14 protein-coding genes and 1 pseudogene are annotated in these 21,284 nt (G+C 71.6%); 7 read left to right on the top strand and 8 right to left on the bottom strand.

Features of this window, described 5'->3' with window-relative positions; translation table 11 throughout:
- Nucleotides 1-24: 24 nt before the first annotated feature.
- Together Dsi01nite_RS22290 and Dsi01nite_RS22295 are read right to left on the bottom strand one after the other, a co-directional pair.
- Nucleotides 25-1,209, bottom strand: coding sequence for a PP2C family protein-serine/threonine phosphatase (locus Dsi01nite_RS22290; RefSeq protein WP_203848150.1), 1,185 nt, complete (start codon nucleotides 1,207-1,209; stop codon nucleotides 25-27).
- 100 nt (nucleotides 1,210-1,309) lie between these two features.
- A complete protein-coding gene (locus Dsi01nite_RS22295) occupies nucleotides 1,310-2,923 on the bottom strand; it encodes a dolichyl-phosphate-mannose--protein mannosyltransferase (RefSeq protein ID WP_373318806.1) in 1,614 nt (537 codons plus the stop codon).
- Here Dsi01nite_RS22295 and rsmI point away from each other — a divergent pair.
- Nucleotides 2,878-3,738 carry a 16S rRNA (cytidine(1402)-2'-O)-methyltransferase gene (gene rsmI / locus Dsi01nite_RS22300; RefSeq protein WP_373318807.1) on the top strand — a complete coding sequence of 287 codons (861 nt, stop codon included), beginning with the start codon at nucleotides 2,878-2,880 and terminating at the stop codon, nucleotides 3,736-3,738. The two genes, Dsi01nite_RS22295 and rsmI, sit on opposite strands and share 46 nt — an antisense overlap.
- Nucleotides 3,739-3,804: 66 nt before the next feature.
- Here the strand turns inward: rsmI and Dsi01nite_RS22305 are convergent, their stop codons facing one another.
- On the bottom strand, nucleotides 3,805-4,767 hold the full coding sequence (locus Dsi01nite_RS22305) for a hypothetical protein (protein WP_203848152.1): 963 nt from the start codon (nucleotides 4,765-4,767) through the stop codon (nucleotides 3,805-3,807).
- Between the two features lie 108 nt (nucleotides 4,768-4,875).
- Between Dsi01nite_RS22305 and metG the strand changes: the two genes are divergently transcribed.
- A complete protein-coding gene (metG, locus tag Dsi01nite_RS22310; RefSeq protein ID WP_203848153.1) occupies nucleotides 4,876-6,639 on the top strand; it encodes a methionine--tRNA ligase in 1,764 nt (587 codons plus the stop codon).
- Between the two features lie 10 nt (nucleotides 6,640-6,649).
- On the opposite strand, the gene Dsi01nite_RS22315 is transcribed toward metG, so the two are convergent.
- Nucleotides 6,650-8,869: an ATP-binding SpoIIE family protein phosphatase gene (locus Dsi01nite_RS22315; RefSeq protein WP_203848154.1), complete on the bottom strand. Its 2,220-nt coding sequence runs from the start codon at nucleotides 8,867-8,869 to the stop codon at nucleotides 6,650-6,652.
- Between the two features lie 769 nt (nucleotides 8,870-9,638).
- Here Dsi01nite_RS22315 and Dsi01nite_RS22320 point away from each other — a divergent pair.
- From Dsi01nite_RS22320 to Dsi01nite_RS22330, 3 genes are all read left to right on the top strand, one after another.
- Complete coding sequence (locus Dsi01nite_RS22320) at nucleotides 9,639-12,389, top strand: winged helix-turn-helix domain-containing protein (protein WP_203848155.1); 2,751 nt, start codon at nucleotides 9,639-9,641, stop codon at nucleotides 12,387-12,389.
- 141 nt (nucleotides 12,390-12,530) lie between these two features.
- A complete protein-coding gene (locus Dsi01nite_RS22325) occupies nucleotides 12,531-13,205 on the top strand; it encodes a PP2C family protein-serine/threonine phosphatase (protein WP_203848156.1) in 675 nt (224 codons plus the stop codon).
- Nucleotides 13,206-13,479: 274 nt separating this feature from the next.
- Nucleotides 13,480-14,322, top strand: coding sequence for a DUF7144 family membrane protein (locus tag Dsi01nite_RS22330; RefSeq protein ID WP_203848157.1), 843 nt, complete (start codon nucleotides 13,480-13,482; stop codon nucleotides 14,320-14,322).
- 191 nt (nucleotides 14,323-14,513) lie between these two features.
- Here the strand turns inward: Dsi01nite_RS22330 and Dsi01nite_RS22335 are convergent, their stop codons facing one another.
- Entirely contained in the window at nucleotides 14,514-17,189 is a 2,676-nt protein-coding gene (locus Dsi01nite_RS22335) for a winged helix-turn-helix domain-containing protein (RefSeq protein WP_308442083.1), read from the bottom strand.
- Between the two features lie 67 nt (nucleotides 17,190-17,256).
- Nucleotides 17,257-18,153 (bottom strand): annotated as a pseudogene (locus tag Dsi01nite_RS22340) (formylglycine-generating enzyme family protein); the annotation flags it as partial.
- A 317-nt stretch (nucleotides 18,154-18,470) separates the two neighbouring features.
- On the opposite strand from Dsi01nite_RS22340, the gene Dsi01nite_RS22345 reads away from it, so the two are divergent.
- Nucleotides 18,471-19,385: a DUF7144 family membrane protein gene (locus tag Dsi01nite_RS22345; RefSeq protein ID WP_203848159.1), complete on the top strand. Its 915-nt coding sequence runs from the start codon at nucleotides 18,471-18,473 to the stop codon at nucleotides 19,383-19,385.
- Nucleotides 19,386-19,567: 182 nt separating this feature from the next.
- On the opposite strand, the gene Dsi01nite_RS22350 is transcribed toward Dsi01nite_RS22345, so the two are convergent.
- Nucleotides 19,568-19,849, bottom strand: coding sequence for a hypothetical protein (locus Dsi01nite_RS22350; protein WP_203848160.1), 282 nt, complete (start codon nucleotides 19,847-19,849; stop codon nucleotides 19,568-19,570).
- A 181-nt stretch (nucleotides 19,850-20,030) separates the two neighbouring features.
- Between Dsi01nite_RS22350 and Dsi01nite_RS22355 the strand changes: the two genes are divergently transcribed.
- Nucleotides 20,031-20,513, top strand: coding sequence for a DUF1269 domain-containing protein (locus tag Dsi01nite_RS22355; RefSeq protein ID WP_203848161.1), 483 nt, complete (start codon nucleotides 20,031-20,033; stop codon nucleotides 20,511-20,513).
- Between the two features lie 97 nt (nucleotides 20,514-20,610).
- On the opposite strand, the gene Dsi01nite_RS22360 is transcribed toward Dsi01nite_RS22355, so the two are convergent.
- A complete protein-coding gene (locus tag Dsi01nite_RS22360) occupies nucleotides 20,611-21,252 on the bottom strand; it encodes a hypothetical protein (protein WP_203848162.1) in 642 nt (213 codons plus the stop codon).
- Nucleotides 21,253-21,284: the final 32 nt, after the last annotated feature.

Genomic DNA, 21,284 nt, shown 5'->3' on the forward strand with positions numbered 1-21,284 from the left:
GTCGTCCTCCGGGGGTCGCGGGGATCACGGGTCGGCTCTGGGCGACCAGTCGAGACAGACGATCAGCGCATCGTCAGCGAGCTCGGCACCCGCGTGGTAGTCACGAAGGCTCCGCATGACGCTGCCGATGGCCTCGGCCGGTGGTTGCAACCGGGTCGATCGTATGGCACGACTCAACTCACGCTCACCGTACGCGGCCTCGTTCGGCCGGGTGGCGGCGTGCACCCCGTCGCTGACGATGAAGAGACGGTCGCCGGGTTGGAGTCGCTCCTGCTCCTCGACGTATCTGGTGTCGCCGAACATGCCCAGTGGCAGCTGCGGGTCGAGGACCATGTCGCGGACCTGGCCGCCGCGGACCAGGAGCAGGCGGGGTGAGCCGGCGTCGATGACCCGCAGCTCGCCGGTGGCGATGTTGAGCGACAGCAGGAGGGTCGCCACGTGGCGGGTGCCGCCGTACTGGGAGGCGATCGCGTCGGCGGCGAGGACGGCCTGGTCGGCGAGGTCGCCGGGGGCGCTCTGGCCGGTGGGGATGGAGCGGCGGGCGTTGCGCATGGCGTTGACCGCGAGGGTGCTGAGCAGCGCGGCGTCCAGGCCGGTGCCCATGCCGTTGAGCGCGGTGACGGTGAGCCAGTCGCCGTTGACGGACCAGTCGAAGTGGTCGCCGCCGACGGCGTACGCCGGCTCCAGCTGCCCGGCGAACTTGATCCCGGGCTGGTCGTAGCCCCGGGCGGGTAGGAGGTCCCACTGCATCTCGGCGGCCATCGTCAGCCGCCCGCCGCGCCGGCGGTCGAGGTGGTAGCGGTCGGTGCGCTTGTACGCCGCCTGCAGCGCCACCGCGAAGGTGCCGGCCAGGTCGCGCAGCCCTTCCCGGGCCTGCTGCGCCCGCTCGGCGTCCAGGACCACGCTGAGCACCCCGACGCGCTCACCCCACGCGGTGATCGGCAGGTGCACCCGCGCCAGGGCGTGGCCCTCCCGGGCGTCCACGACGACCGTCTGGCTGGCGAACGCCCTGGTGGCCGCGGTCAGCTGGCTGTCCGCGGCGTCGGGTTCGTCGCCGCTGGGCGACAGCGTGGTGGAGCGGTAGTCGGCGAGCCACACGGTGCTGCTCTTCGTGCCGTGTGCCACGCTCAGGTGTGCGTCGAGCACCTCCACCAGGCGATCAGGTGGTGTGGTGCGCAAAGCCTTCTCGATGGAGCCAACGCCGGACATGCGAGCCCTTCACCATCCACGACCGAAGCCTTTGCTTGCCGTGCGGCAAACAATATAAGGCAGTCCGTCGACTGTGGTGGTACCCAGCCACCTCGTGGTGCTACACCCAGCGCGATCCGAGCCACATCCGGGAGAACCACTCGGTGTACGTAATGTCCATACCACTATAGATTGGGTAGAAATAGAAGAAACAGGCGGCGACGAGCAGGACGTACGCGCCCGCGACGACCGCCCCGATCAGCCGGTGGTCGCTGGCGGGCTTCACGTGCCGGGGCGGGCCGATGATCGCGCCCAGCACGTACACCACCGCCAGGACCAGGAACGGCTCGGCCGGCAGGGCGTAGAAGTAGAACATCGTGCGGTGCTCGGGCATCGACTGGAACCAGGGCACGATGCCGGCGAGGGCGCACACCATGATGAGCCAGGCACGGCCGTCGCGGCGGGCGATCGCGAGCCAGCCCAGCGCGATCAGCGCCGGCAGGAACGACCACCACAGCACCGGCGTGCCGAGCAGCAGGATCTCCGAGGCGCAGCTGCTCGCGTCGCACGGCCCGTCGGTGTTCCAGTAGAACGCCACCGGGCGGCCCAGCAGCAGCCACATCCAGGGCCAGGACTGGTACTGGTGTTTCGTGCTGAGCCCGGTGTGGAACTTGTACGCCTCGTGGTGGTAGTGCCACAGGTTGTACAGCGGGTCGATGATCGGCCGGTCGCTCGAGAGCCCGTTGGTCTGCGCGTACCAGTGCCGGAAGTAGCCGTCGTCGGAGAGGAACCAGCCGGTCCAGGTCACGAGGTAGGCGGCGAGCGCGAGGCCGAACACGGCGAAGATCCAGCCGCCGTCGTCGAGGATGCCGTCGCGGATCGAGTGCCGCGAACCGGCCGCGCGGCGGGCGCTGATGTCGAAGATCAGCGTCAGCGCGACGAAGAGCAGCACGTACCACAACGCGCTCCACTTGACGCCGCAGGCGAGGCCGAGGGAGACGGCGCAGGCCAGCCGGTACCAGGGGATCCCGAGGTGGGGCCGGTTGCCGGCACCGGGCCGGCTCGGGTCGACGCCGCGCTCCAGGGCCGCGAGCCACCTGGCCCGGCGCTGCTCGCGGTCCAGGACCAGGAAGTAGAACGCGACCACGATCCAGAACATCAGGAAGATGTCCAGCAACGCCGCCCGCGACAGCACGAAATGCATGCCGTCCAGCGACATCAACAACCCCGCCGTCGCCGCCAGCAACGTCGAACGGAACAACCGCCGCGCCGCCAGGACGATCAGCAGGATCGACACCACCCCGACCGTGACCGCCGCGATCCGCCACCCGAACGAGTTGTACCCGAAGATCTGCTCGCCGAGCCCGATCATCCACTTCCCCAGCGGCGGATGCACCACATACTGCGGGGTGCTGTCCTCCGGGTTCCACTCCACCCCGTGCTGCAACAGGTCCCACGCCTCGTTCGCGTAGTAGACCTCGTCGAAGATCGTCTCCTTCGGATGCGACAGATTCACCATCCGCAGCAGCAGACCGATCCCCGTGACCAGGATCGCCGCCAACCAGAACCCCGGCGTCGCACGCGCCGGCCGGGCGAGCCGGCGACGCACCGCGTCGTCAACCGCATGGACCGGGGAAGGCTCAACCGCCGGCGGCGGCGTCTGGCTTGCGTCGGTCAGCACCGAGGTCATTGCGCGATCGTAGGCGGTGGGATGCCACCATCGCACATGTGCCATTGATTCTGCTCGGAGCTCCGCTGGGCAATCCCGAGGACGCCTCGCCCAGGCTGCGGTCGGTCCTCGCCACCGCTGACATCGTCGCCGCCGAGGACACCCGCCGGCTGGGCCGCCTCGCCCAGGCCCTCGGTGTCACCATCGGCGGCCGGCTCGTCAGCTATTTCGAGGGCAACGAGGAGCGCCGCACGCCCGAGCTCGCGGACCTGCTCGCCGGCGGGGCGACCGTCGCGGTCGTCACCGACGGCGGCATGCCCAGCGTCTCCGACCCCGGGTTCAGGCTGGTGCGGGCGGCGGTGGCGTTGGGGGTACCGGTGAGCGTCGCACCCGGTCCGAGCGCCGTCACGACCGCCCTCGCCGTGTCCGGGCTGCCCTGCGACCGGTTCTGCTTCGAGGGGTTCCCGCCCCGGAAGCAGGGCGAGCGGCGCGCGTACTTCGCGTCCCTGGCGGCCGAACCACGGACCCTGGTCTTCTTCGAGTCCCCGCACCGCGTCGAGGACACCATGCGCGACCTGGCCACCGCCTTCGGCGCGGACCGCCCGGCGGCACTGTGCCGCGAGCTGACGAAGACCTACGAGGAGATCCGCCGCGGCACGCTCGGCGAGCTGGCGCAGGACGCGGCGTCGGCCCGCGGCGAGATCACCCTGGTCGTCGGCGGCGCGCCCGCGGTCCAGCAGGAGCGCCCGAGCGATGAGGCCCTGTCCGCGTCGGTCGCCGCGCTGGTCGCCGCGGGCGCGACGAAGAAGGACGCGATCACGGAGGTGGCGACCCGGTTCGACCTGCCGAGACGCGAGGTGTACGCGGCCGCCCACGCCTGAAACTTCCACGTCCGGTTGACCTTGGACACTTTGTCACCCAGGACCCGACAAAGTGTCCAAGGTCAACTAGTAGCTGGCGATCAGCACGCCCAGGCCGAGGACGAGCGGCGCGGCGACCGTCACCGCGTAGGCCGCGAGGCGGGTCCGGAGGCGGCCCAGGCGGCCGGCCCCCGTGGCCCAGCACAGCGCGGCGCCGCACAGCAGGATCAGCGCGAGCCCAACCGTCCAGCGCACGCGCAGCCCCGACGGGTTGCCGGCGTACGCGATCCGCCCGCCGGCGCGCATGCGGGCGTCGAGGGTGGTGCCGGGGGCGTCGTCGGCGCCGACGAGGGGTACCCCCGCCACCGCCGCCCGGACGTCGGACTGGAACGTCGCGTAGCAGCGGCGCAGGACGCCGTCGCCCTTGCAGCGGGTGATCTGGGCGTGGCCGTGCTCGCCCTGGCCCATGTCGAGCCAGAACGGTTCGGCGCTGGTCCACGCGAAGAACCCGGCCAGCAGGGCGATCACCAGCATCGCGGGCAGGCCGAAGGCGGGGTTGCGCAGGCGGCGGACCTTGCGGGGCGAGCGTTTCGGCGGCGGCGAGGTGACCGCGGCGTCGCGCGGCCGGCGCATGACGCGCATCGCGGGTGGGGGCCAGCTCTCGCCGGCGTCGGCGAGCTGCGCCGCGGTCTCCTCCAGGCGGGTGGTGGCGACCTGGAGGTGTTCGACGACCGCGGCGGCGCCGGCGTCGTGGGCGGCCGGGTCGACGAGGTCGTGGGCGAGGCCGGCGGGCACGACGGCGGTCCCCGGCACACCGGCGGGCTCGGTGCCGGGCCCACTGCCGGACTCACTGCCGGGCCCACTGCCAGGCTCACTGCCGGACCCGCTGTACTGCGAGTCGTACTGCGAGCTGGAGTGCTCACCGTCGGGCGAGGGTGCCCGGACCGTGGTCGTCGTCGTGGTGGGCCACAACGGGAACCCGTCGGAGTCTGGGGCCTTGGGCGGGATTCCGGCGGCCTGGCCGCGCCACCACGCTGCTTCGTCGTCCACGTTCCCATTGGACAACGGGCTTTATCCGAAATTTCGGACTTACCCTAGCGTGTCGGGAGAAACTATCCGTTCGCCGAACGCGGGGACGGGTCACTACGCTTGCAGGTCATGAGTCGTGTTCTCGCCGCGGTCGCCTGGCCTTATGCCAACGGGCCGCGCCACATCGGTCACGTGTCCGGCTTCGGGGTCCCCTCCGACGTGTTCAGCCGCTACATGCGGATGGCCGGTCATGACGTGCTGATGGTCTCCGGCACCGACGAGCACGGCACCCCGATCCAGGTCCAGGCCGACGCGGAGGGGGTGACCCCGCGCGAGCTCGTCGACCGGTACAACCGCGTCATCGTCGAGGACCTGCACGGGCTCGGCCTGACGTACGACCTGTTCACCCGCACCACCACAGGTAACCACTACCAGGTCGTCCAGGAGCTCTTCCAGGGGCTGCACGACAACGGGTACATCATCGCGAAGACCACCCTCGGCGCCCGGTCGCCGTCGACGGGGCGGACGCTGCCCGACCGGTACATCGAGGGCGAGTGCCCGATCTGCCACTACGACAGCGCCCGCGGCGACCAGTGCGACAACTGCGGCAACCAGCTCGACCCCGACCAGCTGATCAACCCCCGGTCGAAGATCAACGGTGAGACGCCGGAGTTCGTGGAGACCGAGCACTTCTTCCTGGACCTGCCCGCGTTCGCCGACCAGCTCAACGCCTGGCTCGACACGCGTGACGGCTGGCGGCCCAACGTGCTGAAGTTCTCCCGCAACCTCATCGCCGACCTCCAGCCGCGGGCGATCACCCGGGACCTGGAGTGGGGCGTGCCGATCCCCCTCGACGGCTGGCGCGACCGCGACGACAAGCGCATCTACGTGTGGTTCGACGCGGTCATCGGCTACCTGTCGGCGTCGGTCGAGTGGGCCCGCCGCACCGGTGACCCCGAGGCGTGGCGCAAGTGGTGGCAGGACCCGGACGCCGAGGCGTTCTACTTCATGGGCAAGGACAACATCGTCTTCCACTCGGTGATCTGGCCGTCGATCCTGCTCGGCTACTCGGCGCCGAAGCCGGGCTCGCTCGGCGCGCTCAACCTGCCCACCGAGGTCGTCTCGTCGGAGTACCTGACGATGGAGGGCAGGAAGTTCTCCTCGTCCCGCCGGGTCGTCATCTACGTGCGGGACTTCCTGGAGCGCTACGACGCCGACGCGCTGCGCTACTTCATCGCCGTGGCCGGCCCGGAGGCGACCGACACCGACTTCACCTGGTCGGAGTTCCGCCGCCGCAACAACGACGAGCTGGTCGCCGGCTGGGGCAACCTGGTCAACCGGTCGATCTCGATGGCCGCGAAGAACTTCGGGGAGATCCCGGCCGCGGGCGAGCTGACCGCCGAGGACTCCACGCTGCTGGCGGCGGTCCGCGCCGGCTTCGGCAGCGTCGGCGACCTGCTGGCCAAGCACCGGCAGAAGGCGGCGATCAACGAGGCGATGCGCATCGTCGGCGAGGTCAACAAGTACTTCTCCGACCAGTCGCCGTGGAAGCTCAAGGACGACAAGGACCGGATGGGCACCGTGCTGCACGTCGCCCTGCAGGCGGTGCGTGACTGCAACACGCTGCTCACGCCGTTTCTGCCGCACGCGGCGCAGCGGATCCACGAGCTGCTCGGCGGCGCCGGGGTGCACGCGCCGATGCCGCGGATCGACGAGGTCGAGGACCTGGACAACGGCATCACGTATCCGATCCTGACCGGCGACTACACCACCGGCGCGACCTGGACCCCGCAGGAGATCGTCGCGGGCACCGCCCTGGCGGCGCCGACGCCGGTGTTCAAGAAGCTCGACGAGTCGATCGTCGAGGAGGAGCTGGCCCGGCTGCAGGGCTGACGCACGCGGTTCAGTGTGGGCGGAGCGGGATCTCCGCCCACACGATCTTGCCGTCGGCGACCACGCGGGTGCCCCAGCGGTCCGAGGTGGCGCGCACGATGTGCAGGCCGCGGTGGTGCTCGTCGTCGAAGGCCGGCTCGATCAGGAACGGCAGCCGGTTGTCCTGGTCGAAGACCTCGACCGCGATGTGGGCGGGCAGCAGGTGCAGGCGCAGCTCGACCGTGCGGGTGCGGGCGTGGGTGGCCGCGTTGGCGAACAGCTCCGCGACGGCCGAGACCGCGGTGTCCACCCGCTCGCCGGGGACGCCCCACCCGAGCAGGGTCTGCTCCACGAAGCGCCGGGCGGTCCGGCTCCGCTCCGCCGACGCCGGGTAGGTCGCCCGGGCGGTGAGCGGCACCTCGTCCGGCGGCTGCCGGACGTAGAGCACCGCGATGTCGTCCTCGTGGTGGGCCGGGTCGACCATCCCCGCGACGAGGTCGTCGAGCGCGGCCAGGGACGGTCGCGGGTGCAGGGCGACGCGGACCTGCAGGTGGGCGAGCCGGTCCTCGATGTTGCTGTCGCGCCGTTCGACCAGGCCGTCGGTGTACAGCAGCAGCGCCTCGCCGGGCGGCACGGCCACGACCTGTTCCGTGTACGGGAAGTCGACCGTGCCCAGTGGCGGCCCGACCGGCCCGGTCAGCAGCCGCGACGGCTGGCCCTCCAGGACCCCGACGGCCGGCAGGTGCCCCGCGTTGGCGTAGCTCAGGGTCCCGTGCACCAGGTCATAGACGGCATACAGGCAGGTCGCCATCTCCGTGTCGAGGTCGGTCGCGAGCAGCGTGTTCAGCTGCCGCATCAGCCGGCCCGGGGACAGGTCCAGCGACGCGTACGAGCGGATCGCCGTGCGCAGCTGCCCCATGACGGCGGCCGCGCGGATGCCCTTGCCCATGACGTCACCGACGACGAGGGCGACCCGGCCGGCCGACAGCGGCACCAGGTCGACCCAGTCGCCGCCGACCTCGACCCCCTTCGCCGCCGGCAGGTACCGCGAGACCACCTCGAGCCCGTCCAGCCGCGGGATCCGGGGCAGGAGGCTGCGCTGCAGCTCGACCGCGGCGTTGCGCTGCCGCAGGTACATGCGGGCGTTGTCGAGCGCGACGGCGGCGTGCGCGGCGACGCCGACGGCGAGGCGTTCGTGCCGCGCGGTGAAGCGGGCTGGTCGCGGGTGGCCGAAGAAGAAGCCGCCGAGCACCTCACCGGTGGAGGACACGACGGGCACGGCCAGGTAGCTCACGACCGGCAGGTGTCCCTCGGGGACGCCGAAGAACGGTTCGTTGCGTCCGTAGCGCGGGTCCTTGGTGATGTCGTCGCTGCGCAGGTGCCCGACGCCGCGGAACGTCGGGTCGAACACCTTGGTGTTGCGTGGCATCGGGAACTTCGCGAACGACTCCCTCGGCACCCCGGAGAGGGTGTAGAGCAGGTAGGACTCGCCGACCTCGTCGGTGACGTTGTAGAAGAACGAACCGAACGCCGCCCCGGTGAGGCTCGTCGCCACGTCGGTGGCGCGCTGGACGACCCGGTCGACGTCGAGCTCCGAGGACAGGTCGGTGCCGACGGCGTGCAGCGCCTCGACGAGGCTGGTCTCATCCCGCAGCCGGGCCTCCCGCTCGCGCAGTTCCTGCTGGCTGCGGCGCAGCCGGCCGGCGGCGTCGCCGAGCTCGGCGACGGTCTGCTCCAGGCGGGTCGCCTGGAGCGCCGCGGCCCGCTCCACGGCGGCGAGGAGGTCGCCGAGCGCCTCCTCGCGCTCGGCCGGGCCGGTGCCCAGGTGCCGCTGCAGGCCGATCCACAGGTTGCCGCCGATCAGCTCGAACAGCTGCGCGGTCTCCGGGTCCAGCCGCGCGGTGACCCCGGCGAGGAGCCGGTAGCCGGCGCCGCCGACCGCGAGCACGACCCGGACCGGATAGTCGTCGGCCTCGTGCAGCGTGACCCCCCGCGGCGCGGCGAGGGCCGCGGCACCGGCTGCCGGCGGGCCGCCGACGGTGATCGCCTCGCCGCCGGCGGCGAGGTGCAGCCAGGCGAACGCCGGCCCGTCGCGGCCGCCGCGGCCGTCCCCGTCGCGGATCCGGTCGCACAGCAGCGCCGCGACGGCCCGCAGCGCCGCCGGCAGGTCATGCGCCGCGGCGGCGGCCGCGCGGACATCCGTCCCGCAGCGCACGATCTCGCTCAACGAGAGGCTGTTGAGGTCGTACACCGGACCTCCGGTCCTGGAACATTCGCGGACGAACCATCCAAACCGACGACCGGGCGGAGGCGCAACGGCGGCGGCGGCCGCGCCGGTCACAGCGTGCGCCTGGAATGCCCTCTATGCCGGTTGTCAGGACGTGCAACTTGCAGAATGGCATGCGTTTGAGCAACGGTTCCGACACCTATGAGGAGTGTTGCTGATGACACCGTTGTAATTATCCGCAACAAAGTCGTCTTTGCGGCGCTGTCGTAAGTAGTTAGGAACGATGACCTCAGTAGCATCGCGTGGCGACACGCCGGGTCGGCAAGTGGGAGGATCTTCGCAGTCGTGCAGGACGGGTCCGCCACGGGTCGAAACGGGCCATTCCCCCCAGCTCTGCGAGGCACCCCGGATGCCGTCCAGCCCCGGGATCACGCTGTGTAGCCACAAGACGCGCAGTAACAACTGACGCTCACAGCAAAACCGGACGAAGTGCGCCTATCGCGCCACCCGCCGCGCACACGGCGTACGGCAAGACCCTGTTATCAATCGACATTTATCGACACGTAGAGCGCTCAACTGTACGATGGTCGTCAATGTTTGTAGCTATGCAATCGACGCAGGCGAATGTGAGGCTCCCCTCCGGACGGGTCGGAGTTCTATGGTGGTCGGCGTCAGTTGTCCGACCATTACCACCCTCCGGGAAGGGCTGACCGGCACGTCGGAAACCGCGTCTTCGGGAGTGACGGTGCAAACGAGCCATCACGGCGTTCCACGCGAGAGCACTCTTGACATATTGGCGCACAACGACGCGGCCGAACGGTTCCGCAGCTGGAACGCGCCGCACCGGCCGGTCGAGGCGCCGCTGGTCGCACCGCGTGGCGACACGCCCGCGCTGCCGACGGTACACCTGAGCCGGGACCGCCTCATGGAGCACCTCGACGCCGCCGTGTCGCACCCGGTCACCCTGCTCTGCGCGCCGACCGGCTGGGGCAAGACCGCCCTGGTGGCGTCGTGGATCCATGCCGGTCGCGCGCCCGGCCGGGCCGCCTACGTGCGGTTCGAGGTCAACTGCGGCGCCACGGCCTGGCGGCAGCTGACCAACGCCCTCACCGCCGCCGGCATCGCCGTCGACCCGGCCACCTACGCCTGGACCAACGCGAGGAGCAACGCCCACCACCACGAGCGCGCCGTCGTCGTCCTCGACGACCTGCACCACGTCACCAACCACACCGTGCTGCGCCGGCTCGAGCGGCTCATCACCCGCCTCGGCGACCGGATCAGCTTCCTCATCCTCGCGCGGACCGAGCCGCCGCTGTCGCTCTACCGGTGGCGGGTCCGCGGCCAGCTGCACGAACTGCGCACCGACCACCTGGCGCTCACCCAGGACGAGGTGTCCGGCCTCGCCGAGGGCTACGGGGTCCGCCTCGCCCAGCACTTCCGCTTCGCCCTGTGGCACGTGACCGAGGGCTGGCCGGCGGCGGTCGCGGTGATCCTCTCCGCGATGGTCGGCCGGCACGAGCCGGAGCGGATGGTCACCGACATCATCCTCGGCCAGGCGGGGCTCAACGAGGAGGTCGGGCTCAGCGAGTACGTCCGGCGCGAGATCCTGCAGCACCTCGACCCCGAGATACGCGAGGTCATGCTGCGCACGTCCATCCTGGAGACGGTGTGCCCGGGCCTGGTCGAGGCGCTCACCGGCAGCCGCGGCGGCGCCCGCCTGCTGGCCCAGATGAGCCGCGCCAACGCCCTCGCCAGCTTCTACGGCGGCTCGCACTCCTGGTACCGCTACCGCCGGCTGCTGCGTGCCATGCTGCGTGCCGAACTGCGCAGCACGCTGCCCTTCGCCGAGGAGCGGGCGCTGCACCGGGCCGCCGCCGGCTGGTACGCCGCCAACGGGCTGCCCAGCGACGCCCTGACCCACGCCATCGCCGGCAGCGACTGGGTCTCGGCCGAGCGATTATTCGTCCAGTACTGGCCTGAGCTGGCCGGGTCGGGACCGCGGGCGATGACGGCGCGGGACGGGACCCAGCCGCCGCCGGACATCGCCGAGCGGCCCATGCTCGCCCTCGCCCTCGCCCTGTACTGCCGGGACACCGGCGACCTGGTCGGCATGTCGGCGTTCATCCGGCTCGGGGAACGCGGTCTCGGCGAGGCGCCGACCGCCGTGCAGGCCGAGGTCCTCGCGGCGATGCGGCTCGCGGAGGCGGTCGCGGCGGAGAGCCCGGAACGCGCCGGCGCGGCGGCGGCGCGGCTGCTGGAGCGCACCGAGGACGCGGCGGACGAGCACGTCTACGCGGACTTCACCGCCGCGGCCCGCGCCGTCGCGCACCTGACCTTCTCCGGTGCGGCGGTGGCCGACGGACGGCTCGAAGAGGCCGACGAGGCCCTCGAGCACGGCGCCGACCTGGCCCGCAAGTCCGGCTTCAACCTGCTCACCGTGCAGGCCAACCGCCTGCAGGCGCTCACGCACCTCAGCCGCGGGCGGCTGTCGGCGGCGGCGGCCTGCGCCCGGCGGGTCCTGGACAGCTGCCGCGACGCGGGGATCGCCGAGTCGCGCAACATCAGCTACGCCCGCCTGGTGCTGGCCACCGTCTGCCGGGAGCGCGGCCAGCTGGACGAGGCCCGCTTCCACATCGAGGAGAGCGTCAACGCCAACGCCGTGCCCGACCCCAACGGGTGGGTCAGCGGGGCGATCGCGCTCGCGCTGCTGCTCTTCGACCGCGGCGACCACGGCGGCGCCCTCGAGGCCCTCGAACCGCTGCTGGACAGCCGGGTCGGCGCGATGCCCCGCTACGCGGACGTCACCGCGCGGGCGCTGCACGCCGAGCTGTGCCTGCACGACGGCCGGCTGGACCGGGCGCACGCGGTCATCGCCGAGGCGCTGCGGCACTGGCCCGAGGCCGACGAACCGCTGCTGACCCTCGCCCGCCTGCACCTGGCCGACGGCCGCCCGGCCGCCGCCGCGCAGGTGGCCGACCGGGTCCTGGTCAACGGGCCCGGCTCGCTGGTCACCGTCGTCACCGCGACGGTCGTGCTGGCCCAGGCCCTGCGGCAGCTCGGCGACGTCGCCGGCGCGTCGGACCAGCTGGACCAGGCGCTGCGGATGGCCGGGCCGGAAGGCATCCGCCGGCCGTTCCAGGGGCACGCCACGTGGATCGCGGAGGTCCTCGCGTCGCCGCCGGTGCTGGCCGTCACCCACCCCCGTGAGCTGGAGCGGGACGAGCGCTCCGGCCTGGCCGACGACCGGGCACAGCCGCCCGCCACCCCGCCGCCCGCCACCGTGCCGCCGGAGGAGCCGGTCCCGGACGGCCTGGTGGCGTGGTCCGCGCCCGGCGCCGCCGGCGCGATGGCCGACCCGCTCACCGAGAAGGAGTCGCAGGTGCTGCTGTACCTGCGCAGCATGCTGTCCATCGCGGAGATCGCCGCCGTGCTCAGCGTGTCGACGAACACGGTCAAGACCCACGTCCGGCACGTCTACCGCAAGCTCGGCGTCAGCCGGCGCCGGGACGCGGTGCGCCGGGCCCGTGAACTGAGCCTGATCTGAGGCCTCACCCGGTGGTGTGGCGCGACCACCACCGGCAACCACCCTTTCCGGGCGAGCCACCCACCCGGTCGTGAGGGCCACGATATGGGCGGTTGCCGGTGCTCCGGCCGTCGACCGACGAAGGCTCAGGGGTGTGACGTGGTGACGACGGATGTTGCGGTCAACGGTGTGCGGGTCGGCGTGCGATACGCGGTCGCCGACACGATCGCCGGCGTCGGCGGGGACTGGTTCCTCGGCATCGCCCTGCCGGGCGGCGACGTGATGCTGGCCGTCGGCGACGTGATGGGCCACGGTCCCGACGCGGCGGGCACGATGCGTCAGCTGCGGGCGTCGATGACGTCCCTCGCCCTCGCCGGTGACGAACCCGGCACGATCCTCGCCTCCCTGAACCGGATGCTGTGCCGCCGCCGCACGACGATGCTCGCGACCGCCGTCTGCGGCCGGTTCAGTCCCGCCGACCGGATGCTCGTCTGGGCCCGCGCCGGCCATCTGCCGATCCTGCGGGCCAACGCCGACGGGGTCTGGCCGCTGCGCCAGCCGCCGGGCATGGCGCTCGGGGTCGAGGCCGGCGCCGCGTACCCGCACGCCGCCGTGCGCATCGAACCCGGCGAGCTGCTCTTCATGTACACCGACGGCGTCGTCGAGCGCCGTGACCAGGCCATCGACCAGGGGGTCCAGGGTCTGGTCGACGACGTGCGGGCGGCGATGCGCGCCTCCGCGCCGGACGAGCGCATGGACCGCGCCCTCGACGGCGCCCGGCGCGGCAACCCCGACGACGACGCCTGCCTGTTGGCCGCCGAGCCGGTCGCCAGATGACCCGGAACCTCACCCATCGAGGGTGATCCCTGCTCACCCGCCTACCTCCAATCATGTTCCCAGGCACGACGTGGACGTTCCGGGCGCGCGGGCGGCGCGTTCGGCAACGTCCATCCGGGCCTGTTCCGGGGGGAACAGATAACAACGGGGGAGATAGGCCGTGCCGGTCCTGGTTTCGACCGGGGCCGGCACGGCCCGCACGTATTTCCCGCTTGTTTATCCCCTGGTGAAACCGATTCAGCAGACGGCAGAGGCAGTAGGGAGAGTACGGCGGATGGACAGCGGCGGCGGTGTGGTGAAGGAATGGACCATGTTCGGGACGACGATGCTCGCGCTCGTCGGCACGTTGAACGTCTCGCAAGGATTGCTGGTGGGATTCGCCAGTGGCGGCATCGGCTTCGACAAGAATGACGTGGCGTTCACCAGCGCCACGACCTGGGCGGCCGCGACGGTGACGCTCGGTGTGCTGCTCGGCGCGACCGGCCTCGCGCTGCGCGCCCGCAAAGGCAGCGCCCGGGCCGCCGCGATCAGCGTCGTGGCCCTGCACGCGATCTCGCAGCTCGCCATGCTCCGGGCCTACCCGGCGTGGTCGCTGCTCATGGTCACGCTCGACGTGATCATCCTGTTCATCCTCACGGTCGCGAGGAGCAAGGCGGCCGGCCCCGACGCCGAACCGGCCGAGATCCCCATCGCCTCGGTCACGAAGCTCGCGCTGCGGCGCAACAGCCGCTCCGACCGGTACCGGGGCCGTCACAAGGCCGGCCGCCCGATCGTGCGCCACGAGGACGTGATCCTGGTGGACATCGTCGAGGAGCTCGAGCCGGCCGTCGAGGCGCTGCACGTCGACGTGGACCTGGACGTCATCGACTTCGACTCGCCCACCTCATGGGTCCGCGCGGTCGGCCACGCCACGGTCCCGATGGCCCTGGCGGAGCCGGTCGAGGAGTCGCTGGTCCCCGTTCAGCGCGCCTCGCTCGACCCGCTGATGGACCCGCTGCCGGTGCTGATCGCCGCGACCGCCGACACCGCGATCATCGAGGGTGTGATGGTCGAGGACGACGAGGAGATCGCCGACGAGCTCGCCGCCATCGGCGCCCGGCCGTACGTGACCCAGTAGTTCGGAACAGCCCCACCGCCGACGGCGGCGCCCACAACGACGTGGGCGCCGCCGTTCTTTTGTCGGGTGCGGGCGCGCACCGGGCCCCCCTCTCCTTTCCTCTCGGAGCCGCACTCCCCACCCACCCCACGCCGAAAAGGGCGGCCCCCGGGAATTCCCGGGGGCCGCCCTTCGTGGGTCCGGTGAACCGCCTACAGCAGGTTCAGTTCCCGGGCCCGCTCGATCACCTCTCGCCGCCTGCCGACCCCCAGCTTGCGGTAGATGTTCTTCATGTGCGTCTTCACCGTGTTGACGGACACGTAGAGCATCGAGGCGATCTCGCCCGCGGACAGGGTGCCCTGCAGGTACCGCAGGACGGCCAGTTCGCGTTCGGTGAGTGGTTCGGCCAGTTCTCCCGCCACCGCGGCCGGGCGGCCGAAGCCGTTGAGCTCGGTCGCGATGTCCTCGGCGACGCCGCGGTATCCGCTGCCCGCCGGCAGGTAGGTCACCAGCAGCTCCCGGACCGGCTGGCCGCCGGCCACGAACGGCCAGCGGATGCCTTCGTCCTCGGCGCAGCGCAGCGCCTGTTCCAGAGCGCGGCCGGCCTTGGACCGGTCACCGAGCGCCCGCAGTGCCCGGGCGCAGGTGAGGTTCGCGTCGACCGTCCACACCAGCGAGCCGGTGGTGTACTCCAGGAACGGCTGGACCGCGCCGAGGGCCGCCGCCGGCCGACGTTCGGCGAGGTGGGCCTTCGCGCGGACGACACCCAGCCACGGCGCGAGGAGCTCGACCGGTTCCAGGTTGAGCAGCCGCTTGGCCGCCTCCACGTCGCCGGCGGCCAGCCGCAGCTCGGCCTCGGCGAGCGTGACGCAGTGCTGGAGCCGGGGCGTGTACCGCCAGTCCGCGAGCTGCCGCCGGATCGCGGCGAGCTCGGTGCAGGCGGCCCTGGCGTCGCCGGCGGCGGCCCGGATGTGCGCCCGGGACATCGTCGCCACCGCCACCAGGCCCGGGTCGGCGAGACCGCCGCCGTCCAGGGCACGGTCCAGGTAGTGCTCGGCCGCCCGGACCCGGGCCTGCAGGTAGCAGACCTCGGCGACGGTCAGCTGGGCCCAGACCACGTCACTGCCCTGGGTCTGGCCTTCGCGGTCGGCGAGGGCCAGGGCCTCCTTGCCGTAGCGCATCGCCGCGGACAGCCGGCCGCGGGTCGCGTTGAGCTGCGCGAGCTGTCGCAGCGCGGCCAGCTGGGACTGGACGCCGCCGCAGCGCCGGGCCAGGTTGAGCGCCTCGGTGAGCGCGAGCTCCGCCGCCGCCAGGTCACCCTGCAACAGCCGGGCACCGCCGACGGCGACGAGCGCCAGGGCCCGCATCCGGGCGGTGTCCTGGTCGTCGAGGCCCATGTCGTCGCGCAACAGCATCGGTGCCGTGGCCAGGATCAGCTCGGGCTTGCCGGACTGGTGTGCCTCGGCCATGCGGAAGCTGTCGACGATGGGTCGCAGCGCCACCCGGGCCGACTCGACGAGGGTGTGCTGGGAACGGTCGACCAGGTGCAGGAACGTCTCCGTGCCCTGCGGGTCGCTGGCGTCCAGTCGCTCCGCCGCGAACGCCAGGGCGAGCCGCGGGTCGTTGCGGACCTCCTGCGGAGGCGGCGGGACCAGTTCCTTGATGGTCCGCAGCCGCGCCCCGGGCACCAGCTCCTGCCAGCTCGCCGCGAGCAGGTCCGAGGCCTGGTCCCAGTTGCGGGCGGCGAGCGCGTGCCGCAGCGCGTCGGCCGGCAGGTCGTGCGCGGCGAACCAGTCCGCGGCCCGCCGGTGCAACTGGCGGACCTGCTCGGGCCGGCGGTGGCGAAGCTCGTCGTAGAGCATGAGACCGAACAGCGGGTGGCACCGGTACATGCCGGCGTTGCCACTGCCCTGCACCACGAACAGGTTCGAGTGCTCCAGCTGCGCGAGGATCCGCGCGCCGTCGACCCGGCCGGTGAGTGCCTCCACGAGCTCCGCGCTGACCTGGTCGAGCACCGAGGTGCACAGGACGACCTCGCGGATGTCCTCCGGCAGCGTGTCGAAGACCTCGCCGACGAGGTACTCGCCGAGCGCCCGGTCCTGCAGCGCGAAGCGGGGCACCAGGCTGTCGGGTTCCGGGTGCCCCTGCACGGCGAGGGCGGCGAGTCGCAGTCCCGCCGCCCAGCCTCGCATCACCGCGTGCAGCTCGACCAGCGCCGACTCGGCGAGCCGGACGCCGTGCGCGTTGAGCATCTGCGCGGTCTCGTCGAGGGTGAAGCCCAGCGTCCCGTTGCGCAGCTCGGCGAGCGCTCCGCGGATGCGGAAGCGATACAGGGTGAGCGCCGGGTCGGTCCGGCAGGCGATGACGAGACGCAGGCGGTCACCCGCCTGGGAAAGCAGCGTCTCGAGCTCACCCCACACCCGCGGGACGGACAGCTCCTGCAGGTCGTCCAGGATCACGACCACCGGCGGACCCGGCCGGCGCAGCAGCACGATCAGTTCGTCGAGTGCCTCGCCACCGTCGGCGGGTGCCGCGGTGACCTGGTGCTCCGCGGTCGCCGCGGCGACAGCACCCAGCACGTGCTCCCAAAAGCGTGGGCCATGGTGCGCCTCGACCGTCAACCACGCCAGCGGCCAGGGTGATCGCCCCGCCGCCACCCACTCGGCCAGCAGGGTGGTCTTGCCCCACCCCGCCGGAGCTGAGATCAATGTCAAAGGCCCCGCCACCGCCCGATCCAGCGCGTCCAGAAGACGCGGTCGTGGCACGTGATAGCGGGGCGGCTCAGGCACTGCGAAGTGCAGCGCGGGACGGGTGATCGTGTCTACAAGCGTCTTCTGCCCCAACGTATTTCGCCCCCTCCCACCCACCGCAGCACGGCGGATGACCACGGGATTGTGAGGCGATTAAAGGTGAGGACGCCTCACCCGTAGGGGGTGAACAAATGACGCTGCGTGCTCACCCGAGGCGACGGACGCAGCGGAAGCCGACGTGGCAGCTGCCGTTGTCGACCGCCTCCGGCTGCCGGGCGGCGGGACGGAACCGGTGGTCATAGCCGGTGGAGCACAGGTAGGAGCCACCCTTGACGACCCGGCTGGCATAGACGGCCGCCCCTGCCGGGGTGTCGACGCGGGGGTTGTCCGCGATCTCACCCTGCGGTTGCAGCGGGTCGTCACCCAGATCGAATCTCGCGTTGCCGGACCGGTAGTAGTCCGACGTCCACTCCCACACGTTACCGACCACGTCGAAGAGCCCGTACGCATTGGCGGCGAACGCACCGACCGGGCTGGTGCCGTGCCCGCCGTCGCTGCGGTCGAGCCAGGGGAAGATGCCGTGCCAGATGTTGGCACGCCCCGGCTCGGCCTCGTCACCCCATGGGTACACCGACTGCTCGAGCCCACCACGGGCGGCGAACTCCCACTCCGCCTCGGAGGGCAGGTCCTTGCCGGCCCAACGGGCGTACGCGGCGGCGTCCTCGTAGGCGACGTGCACCACCGGGTGCGCCGACTTCCCCCGGATGTCGGAATCCGGGCCCCACGGATGTCGCCAGGACGCGCCGGGACGGAACTCCCACCACACCCGCCAGTCGCGCAGCGGCACCGGACCCGGTGGCTGCACGAAGACCATCGAGCCCGGCTGCGGGCCCGGCTCAGGGCCCGGATCGGGGTGGCGCTCCGCCACCGTCTCGTAGCCGGTCTCCTGCGCGAACAGGGCAAACTCGGCGTTCGTCACGGGATGCGAGTCGATCCAGAAGCCGTCGACGGTGACCTTGCGCACCGGCGCCTCTTCCGGATAGAAGCCATCCGCCCCCATGGCGAACGTGCCACCAGGTATCCAGGCCATCTCCACGACCGCATTGTGCTGGCGCCGCCGGGTGAGAAGTCCTCACCCGGTGCGGGTGACGGGCAGTTGATCGATGGACGGATCGATGAACGGGCACCCCGGCTCACACGGGCAGGGTGATGCCCGGTCATCCGGATCCCCGGCAACGTTCGGTCCAAAAGCACCGGTTCGCAATTTCCGCAAGGGAGGGAGGTCGCCACACGAGCTTCGCCGGATCCGGCCGCGGCGCCTCCTCTCTTGTCCGCCGCGGCCGGACGACGAACCTGCTCCCTTGGCCTACCTGCCTCCTGCCGGTGTCCCGCTCGTGCAGAGGAAGGAACACAGAGGCCATGACCAGGAGCAGAACCGTGTGGTTCGGCTGGGTCACCTTCGCGGCCGTCATGCTCGTCGTGCTCGGGCTCCTCAATGTGCTCGAAGGACTCGTCGCGCTGCTGCGGAACCAGGTGGCATTCATCGACGGCGACAGTCTCGTCATCGTCAACCTGACCGGCTGGGGCATCCTCATGCTGGCCTTCGGTGGCCTGTTGCTGGCCGCCGGCATCGGGCTGTTCACCCGCAACACCGCCGCCCGGGTGGCGGCGATCGTGATCGTGGCGCTGCACGCGCTGATCCAGGTCGGGTCGCTCGGCGCGTACCCGGTCTGGTCGCTGCTGATGATCACGCTCAGCGTGGTGGTGCTGTTCGCGCTCACGGTGCACTGGGACGACTCGCTGGAGCCGGCGGTGGCCGCGACCACCATGGCGGCGGCGGGCGCGCAACCGGGCGTCCACCGGGCGGAGCGGGAGCCGCACCGCGACGTCCAGCCCGAGTACCAGCCCGAGTACCAGCCCGAATATCAGCCCGAGTACCAGCCCGGCTACCAGCCGGACTACCAGGGACAGGGCAGCGGCATCCCGATGAACTCCCCGACGTCGCCGAGCCACCCGGCCGGGCGGCCGTCCGGGGTGCCCGCACACGGCGTGGGTCCGACGTCCGGGCCGAACGTCGGCCCGTACCCGCCGGGTGGTCCCTACCAGTCGGGGCGGCCGGGGTCCACGGCCCGGCCCAACGAGGGCGCGCACCCGGGCGAACCGGCCCGTGGGGAGACCGCCCGGCACGGCGGCGGCGGCGATCCGGGGCAGGGCGAGTTCCCGCGGTACGGCGACATGGGCGAGACGACCGGCCGGCACGCCGACACGGGTCGCTGGTCCGATCCGCCGCGCGGCGCGCACGCCGCCCCCACGTCGGACTACGGCATCATCTGAACCGAGGGGGTCCCACGCGGGAAGAAGAGGTACAGAAGAACAGAAGGTGGCTGCCCCCGTGGCAGCCACCTTCGTCGCGTTCGTCGCGTTCGTCGCGTTCGTCGCGTGGAAACGTTTGAGGCGCCGACGCGGGCCTGGGAGCGCGTCGGCGCCTCTCGCGCCGTCCTTCGGTGTCAGACGTCCTAGGTGACTTGCGATGGGTGGGCGGCCTCCTCCGGATCAGCCGCCCACCCATCGGCTCCCGCCGCCCTCGCTGAAGAGCGCCCGGTGCGCAGGATGCGGGCCGTGTCCACCGCTCCTCCTGCCCCGTTGAGTACCCCCTGCTCAACGGTGTTCACCTGACGCTCCAGCTGGGTCGTCACGTCGGGGACCACCGACGACGTGACGCCCGCGGCTGGCGGGAACGGGCGGACCATCGCGGATGGTGCAGCAGTCACCATCAGGGCCGCCCGCAGTTCGTTCATGGCAGGAATCCTGCTGGCTGTCAGAGTGATGCGTCCTCACCCCGGCGGGGTGATCGGCCAGCGGGCACATCGTCACTCCGCACAGGTGGGGCAGGACGTCGTCCGGCGCCGCGACGCTCGATCTACCTGTCGACGCACGTCACGGAAACGTCGACACACGTCACGGAAACGGAGAACGGCGATGGCCACGTTGACCGTCTGGAAGTTCGAGACGCCGGAAGGCGCCGAACGGGCCGCTGAGAAGCTCCAGCAGCTGTCCAAGGAGGGCCTGGTGAAGGTCGAGGACGCCGCGACGGTGTCCTGGGCGGAGGGCTCGAACAAGCCCAAGACCCGCCAGCTGCACAACCTCACCGCCCGCGGTGCGCTCGGTGGCATGTTCTGGGGGATGCTGTTCGGCCTGATCTTCCTCATCCCGCTGTTCGGCATGGCGGTCGGCGCGGCCGCGGGCGCGCTCGCGGGTTCGCTGAGGGACGTCGGGATCGACGACGAGTTCATCAAACGGGCCCGCGACGAGATCCAGCCCGGGACCTCGGCGCTGTTCCTGCTGACCACCGACGTGGTGGTGGACCGGGTCCGCGACGCGTTCGCCGGCGAGCGGCCGAAGCTGCTCCACACCAACCTGTCCAAGGAGCAGGAAGACCACCTGCACGAGGTCTTCGCCTGAGACCACCGAAGTCCGAGCAACCCCGAGCCGGCCCGGAACAGGGCGGTGCCCGGTGTCTTCGCGGACACCGGGCACCGGGACGGGGCAGTACGGTCGTTCAGGCATTGGACAGGTCGGCCATCTCCTTCTCCGCGGTCTCGACCTCCGTGGTCAGCTTGGCGTGCTGTTCGGACAGCGCGTCCAGCAGCCTCCGGGTGGTCTGCAGGCTTTCGGCGCCGATGGAACGGGTCGTCGCGAGGAGGTTCTCGGCCGCCTCGCGCTGCCGCTGCCGGCGGGTGTCCCACTGCACGCGGCGGGACTGCTCGGCGCGGGCCTCTTCGGAGCGGCGTTGCGCCAGTGCGGTCTGGAAGTCGCGGATCGCGTCCTCGGCGTGCTTGCGCGCGTCCGCGAGCATCGCCTCCGCCGCGACCCGGGCACCGTCCAGCTCCTCGGCGGCCTGCTTGCGCAGCGCGTCCGCCTCCTGCTCCGCCAGCTCGATCATCTGCTGGATCCGGCCTCCGACGGCCTTGGAGCTCTCGTCGCCGCACGTGCACTGGCGCAGTTCGGTGTTGAGCCGTTCGACTCTGCCCGCGAGCTGCTGCTCGCGGTAGCGCGCCGAGGCAAGCTCCGTCTCCACCGTGGTCAACCGCATCTGCAAGGTGGCCACGTAGCGGTCGACCTGGGCGCGGTGGTAACCCCTGAGGCTCAGCTCGAACCCGTTCTCACCGCGGAGTTCGATCTCGCCGACAAGCGCGCTCATCCTGGGCTCATCCCCTCCCCCGCCCGTCGAAG

The organism is Dactylosporangium siamense, from assembly GCF_016862795.1.
Lineage (GTDB): Bacteria > Actinomycetota > Actinomycetes > Mycobacteriales > Micromonosporaceae > Dactylosporangium > Dactylosporangium siamense.

Excerpts from the sequence above, each read along its gene's own strand:
- Dsi01nite_RS22290 (WP_203848150.1), bottom strand. The coding sequence starts at position 1,209 with ATGTCCGGCGTTGGCTCCATCGAGAAGGCTTTGCGCACCACACCACCT.
- Dsi01nite_RS22295 (WP_373318806.1), bottom strand. The coding sequence starts at position 2,923 with ATGGCACATGTGCGATGGTGGCATCCCACCGCCTACGATCGCGCAATG.
- Dsi01nite_RS22350 (WP_203848160.1), bottom strand. The coding sequence starts at position 19,849 with ATGAACGAACTGCGGGCGGCCCTGATGGTGACTGCTGCACCATCCGCG.
- Dsi01nite_RS22360 (WP_203848162.1), bottom strand. The coding sequence starts at position 21,252 with ATGAGCGCGCTTGTCGGCGAGATCGAACTCCGCGGTGAGAACGGGTTC.
- Dsi01nite_RS22330 (WP_203848157.1), top strand. The coding sequence starts at position 13,480 with ATGGACAGCGGCGGCGGTGTGGTGAAGGAATGGACCATGTTCGGGACG.
- metG (WP_203848153.1), top strand. The coding sequence starts at position 4,876 with ATGAGTCGTGTTCTCGCCGCGGTCGCCTGGCCTTATGCCAACGGGCCG.
- Dsi01nite_RS22345 (WP_203848159.1), top strand. The coding sequence starts at position 18,471 with ATGACCAGGAGCAGAACCGTGTGGTTCGGCTGGGTCACCTTCGCGGCC.
- Dsi01nite_RS22355 (WP_203848161.1), top strand. The coding sequence starts at position 20,031 with ATGGCCACGTTGACCGTCTGGAAGTTCGAGACGCCGGAAGGCGCCGAA.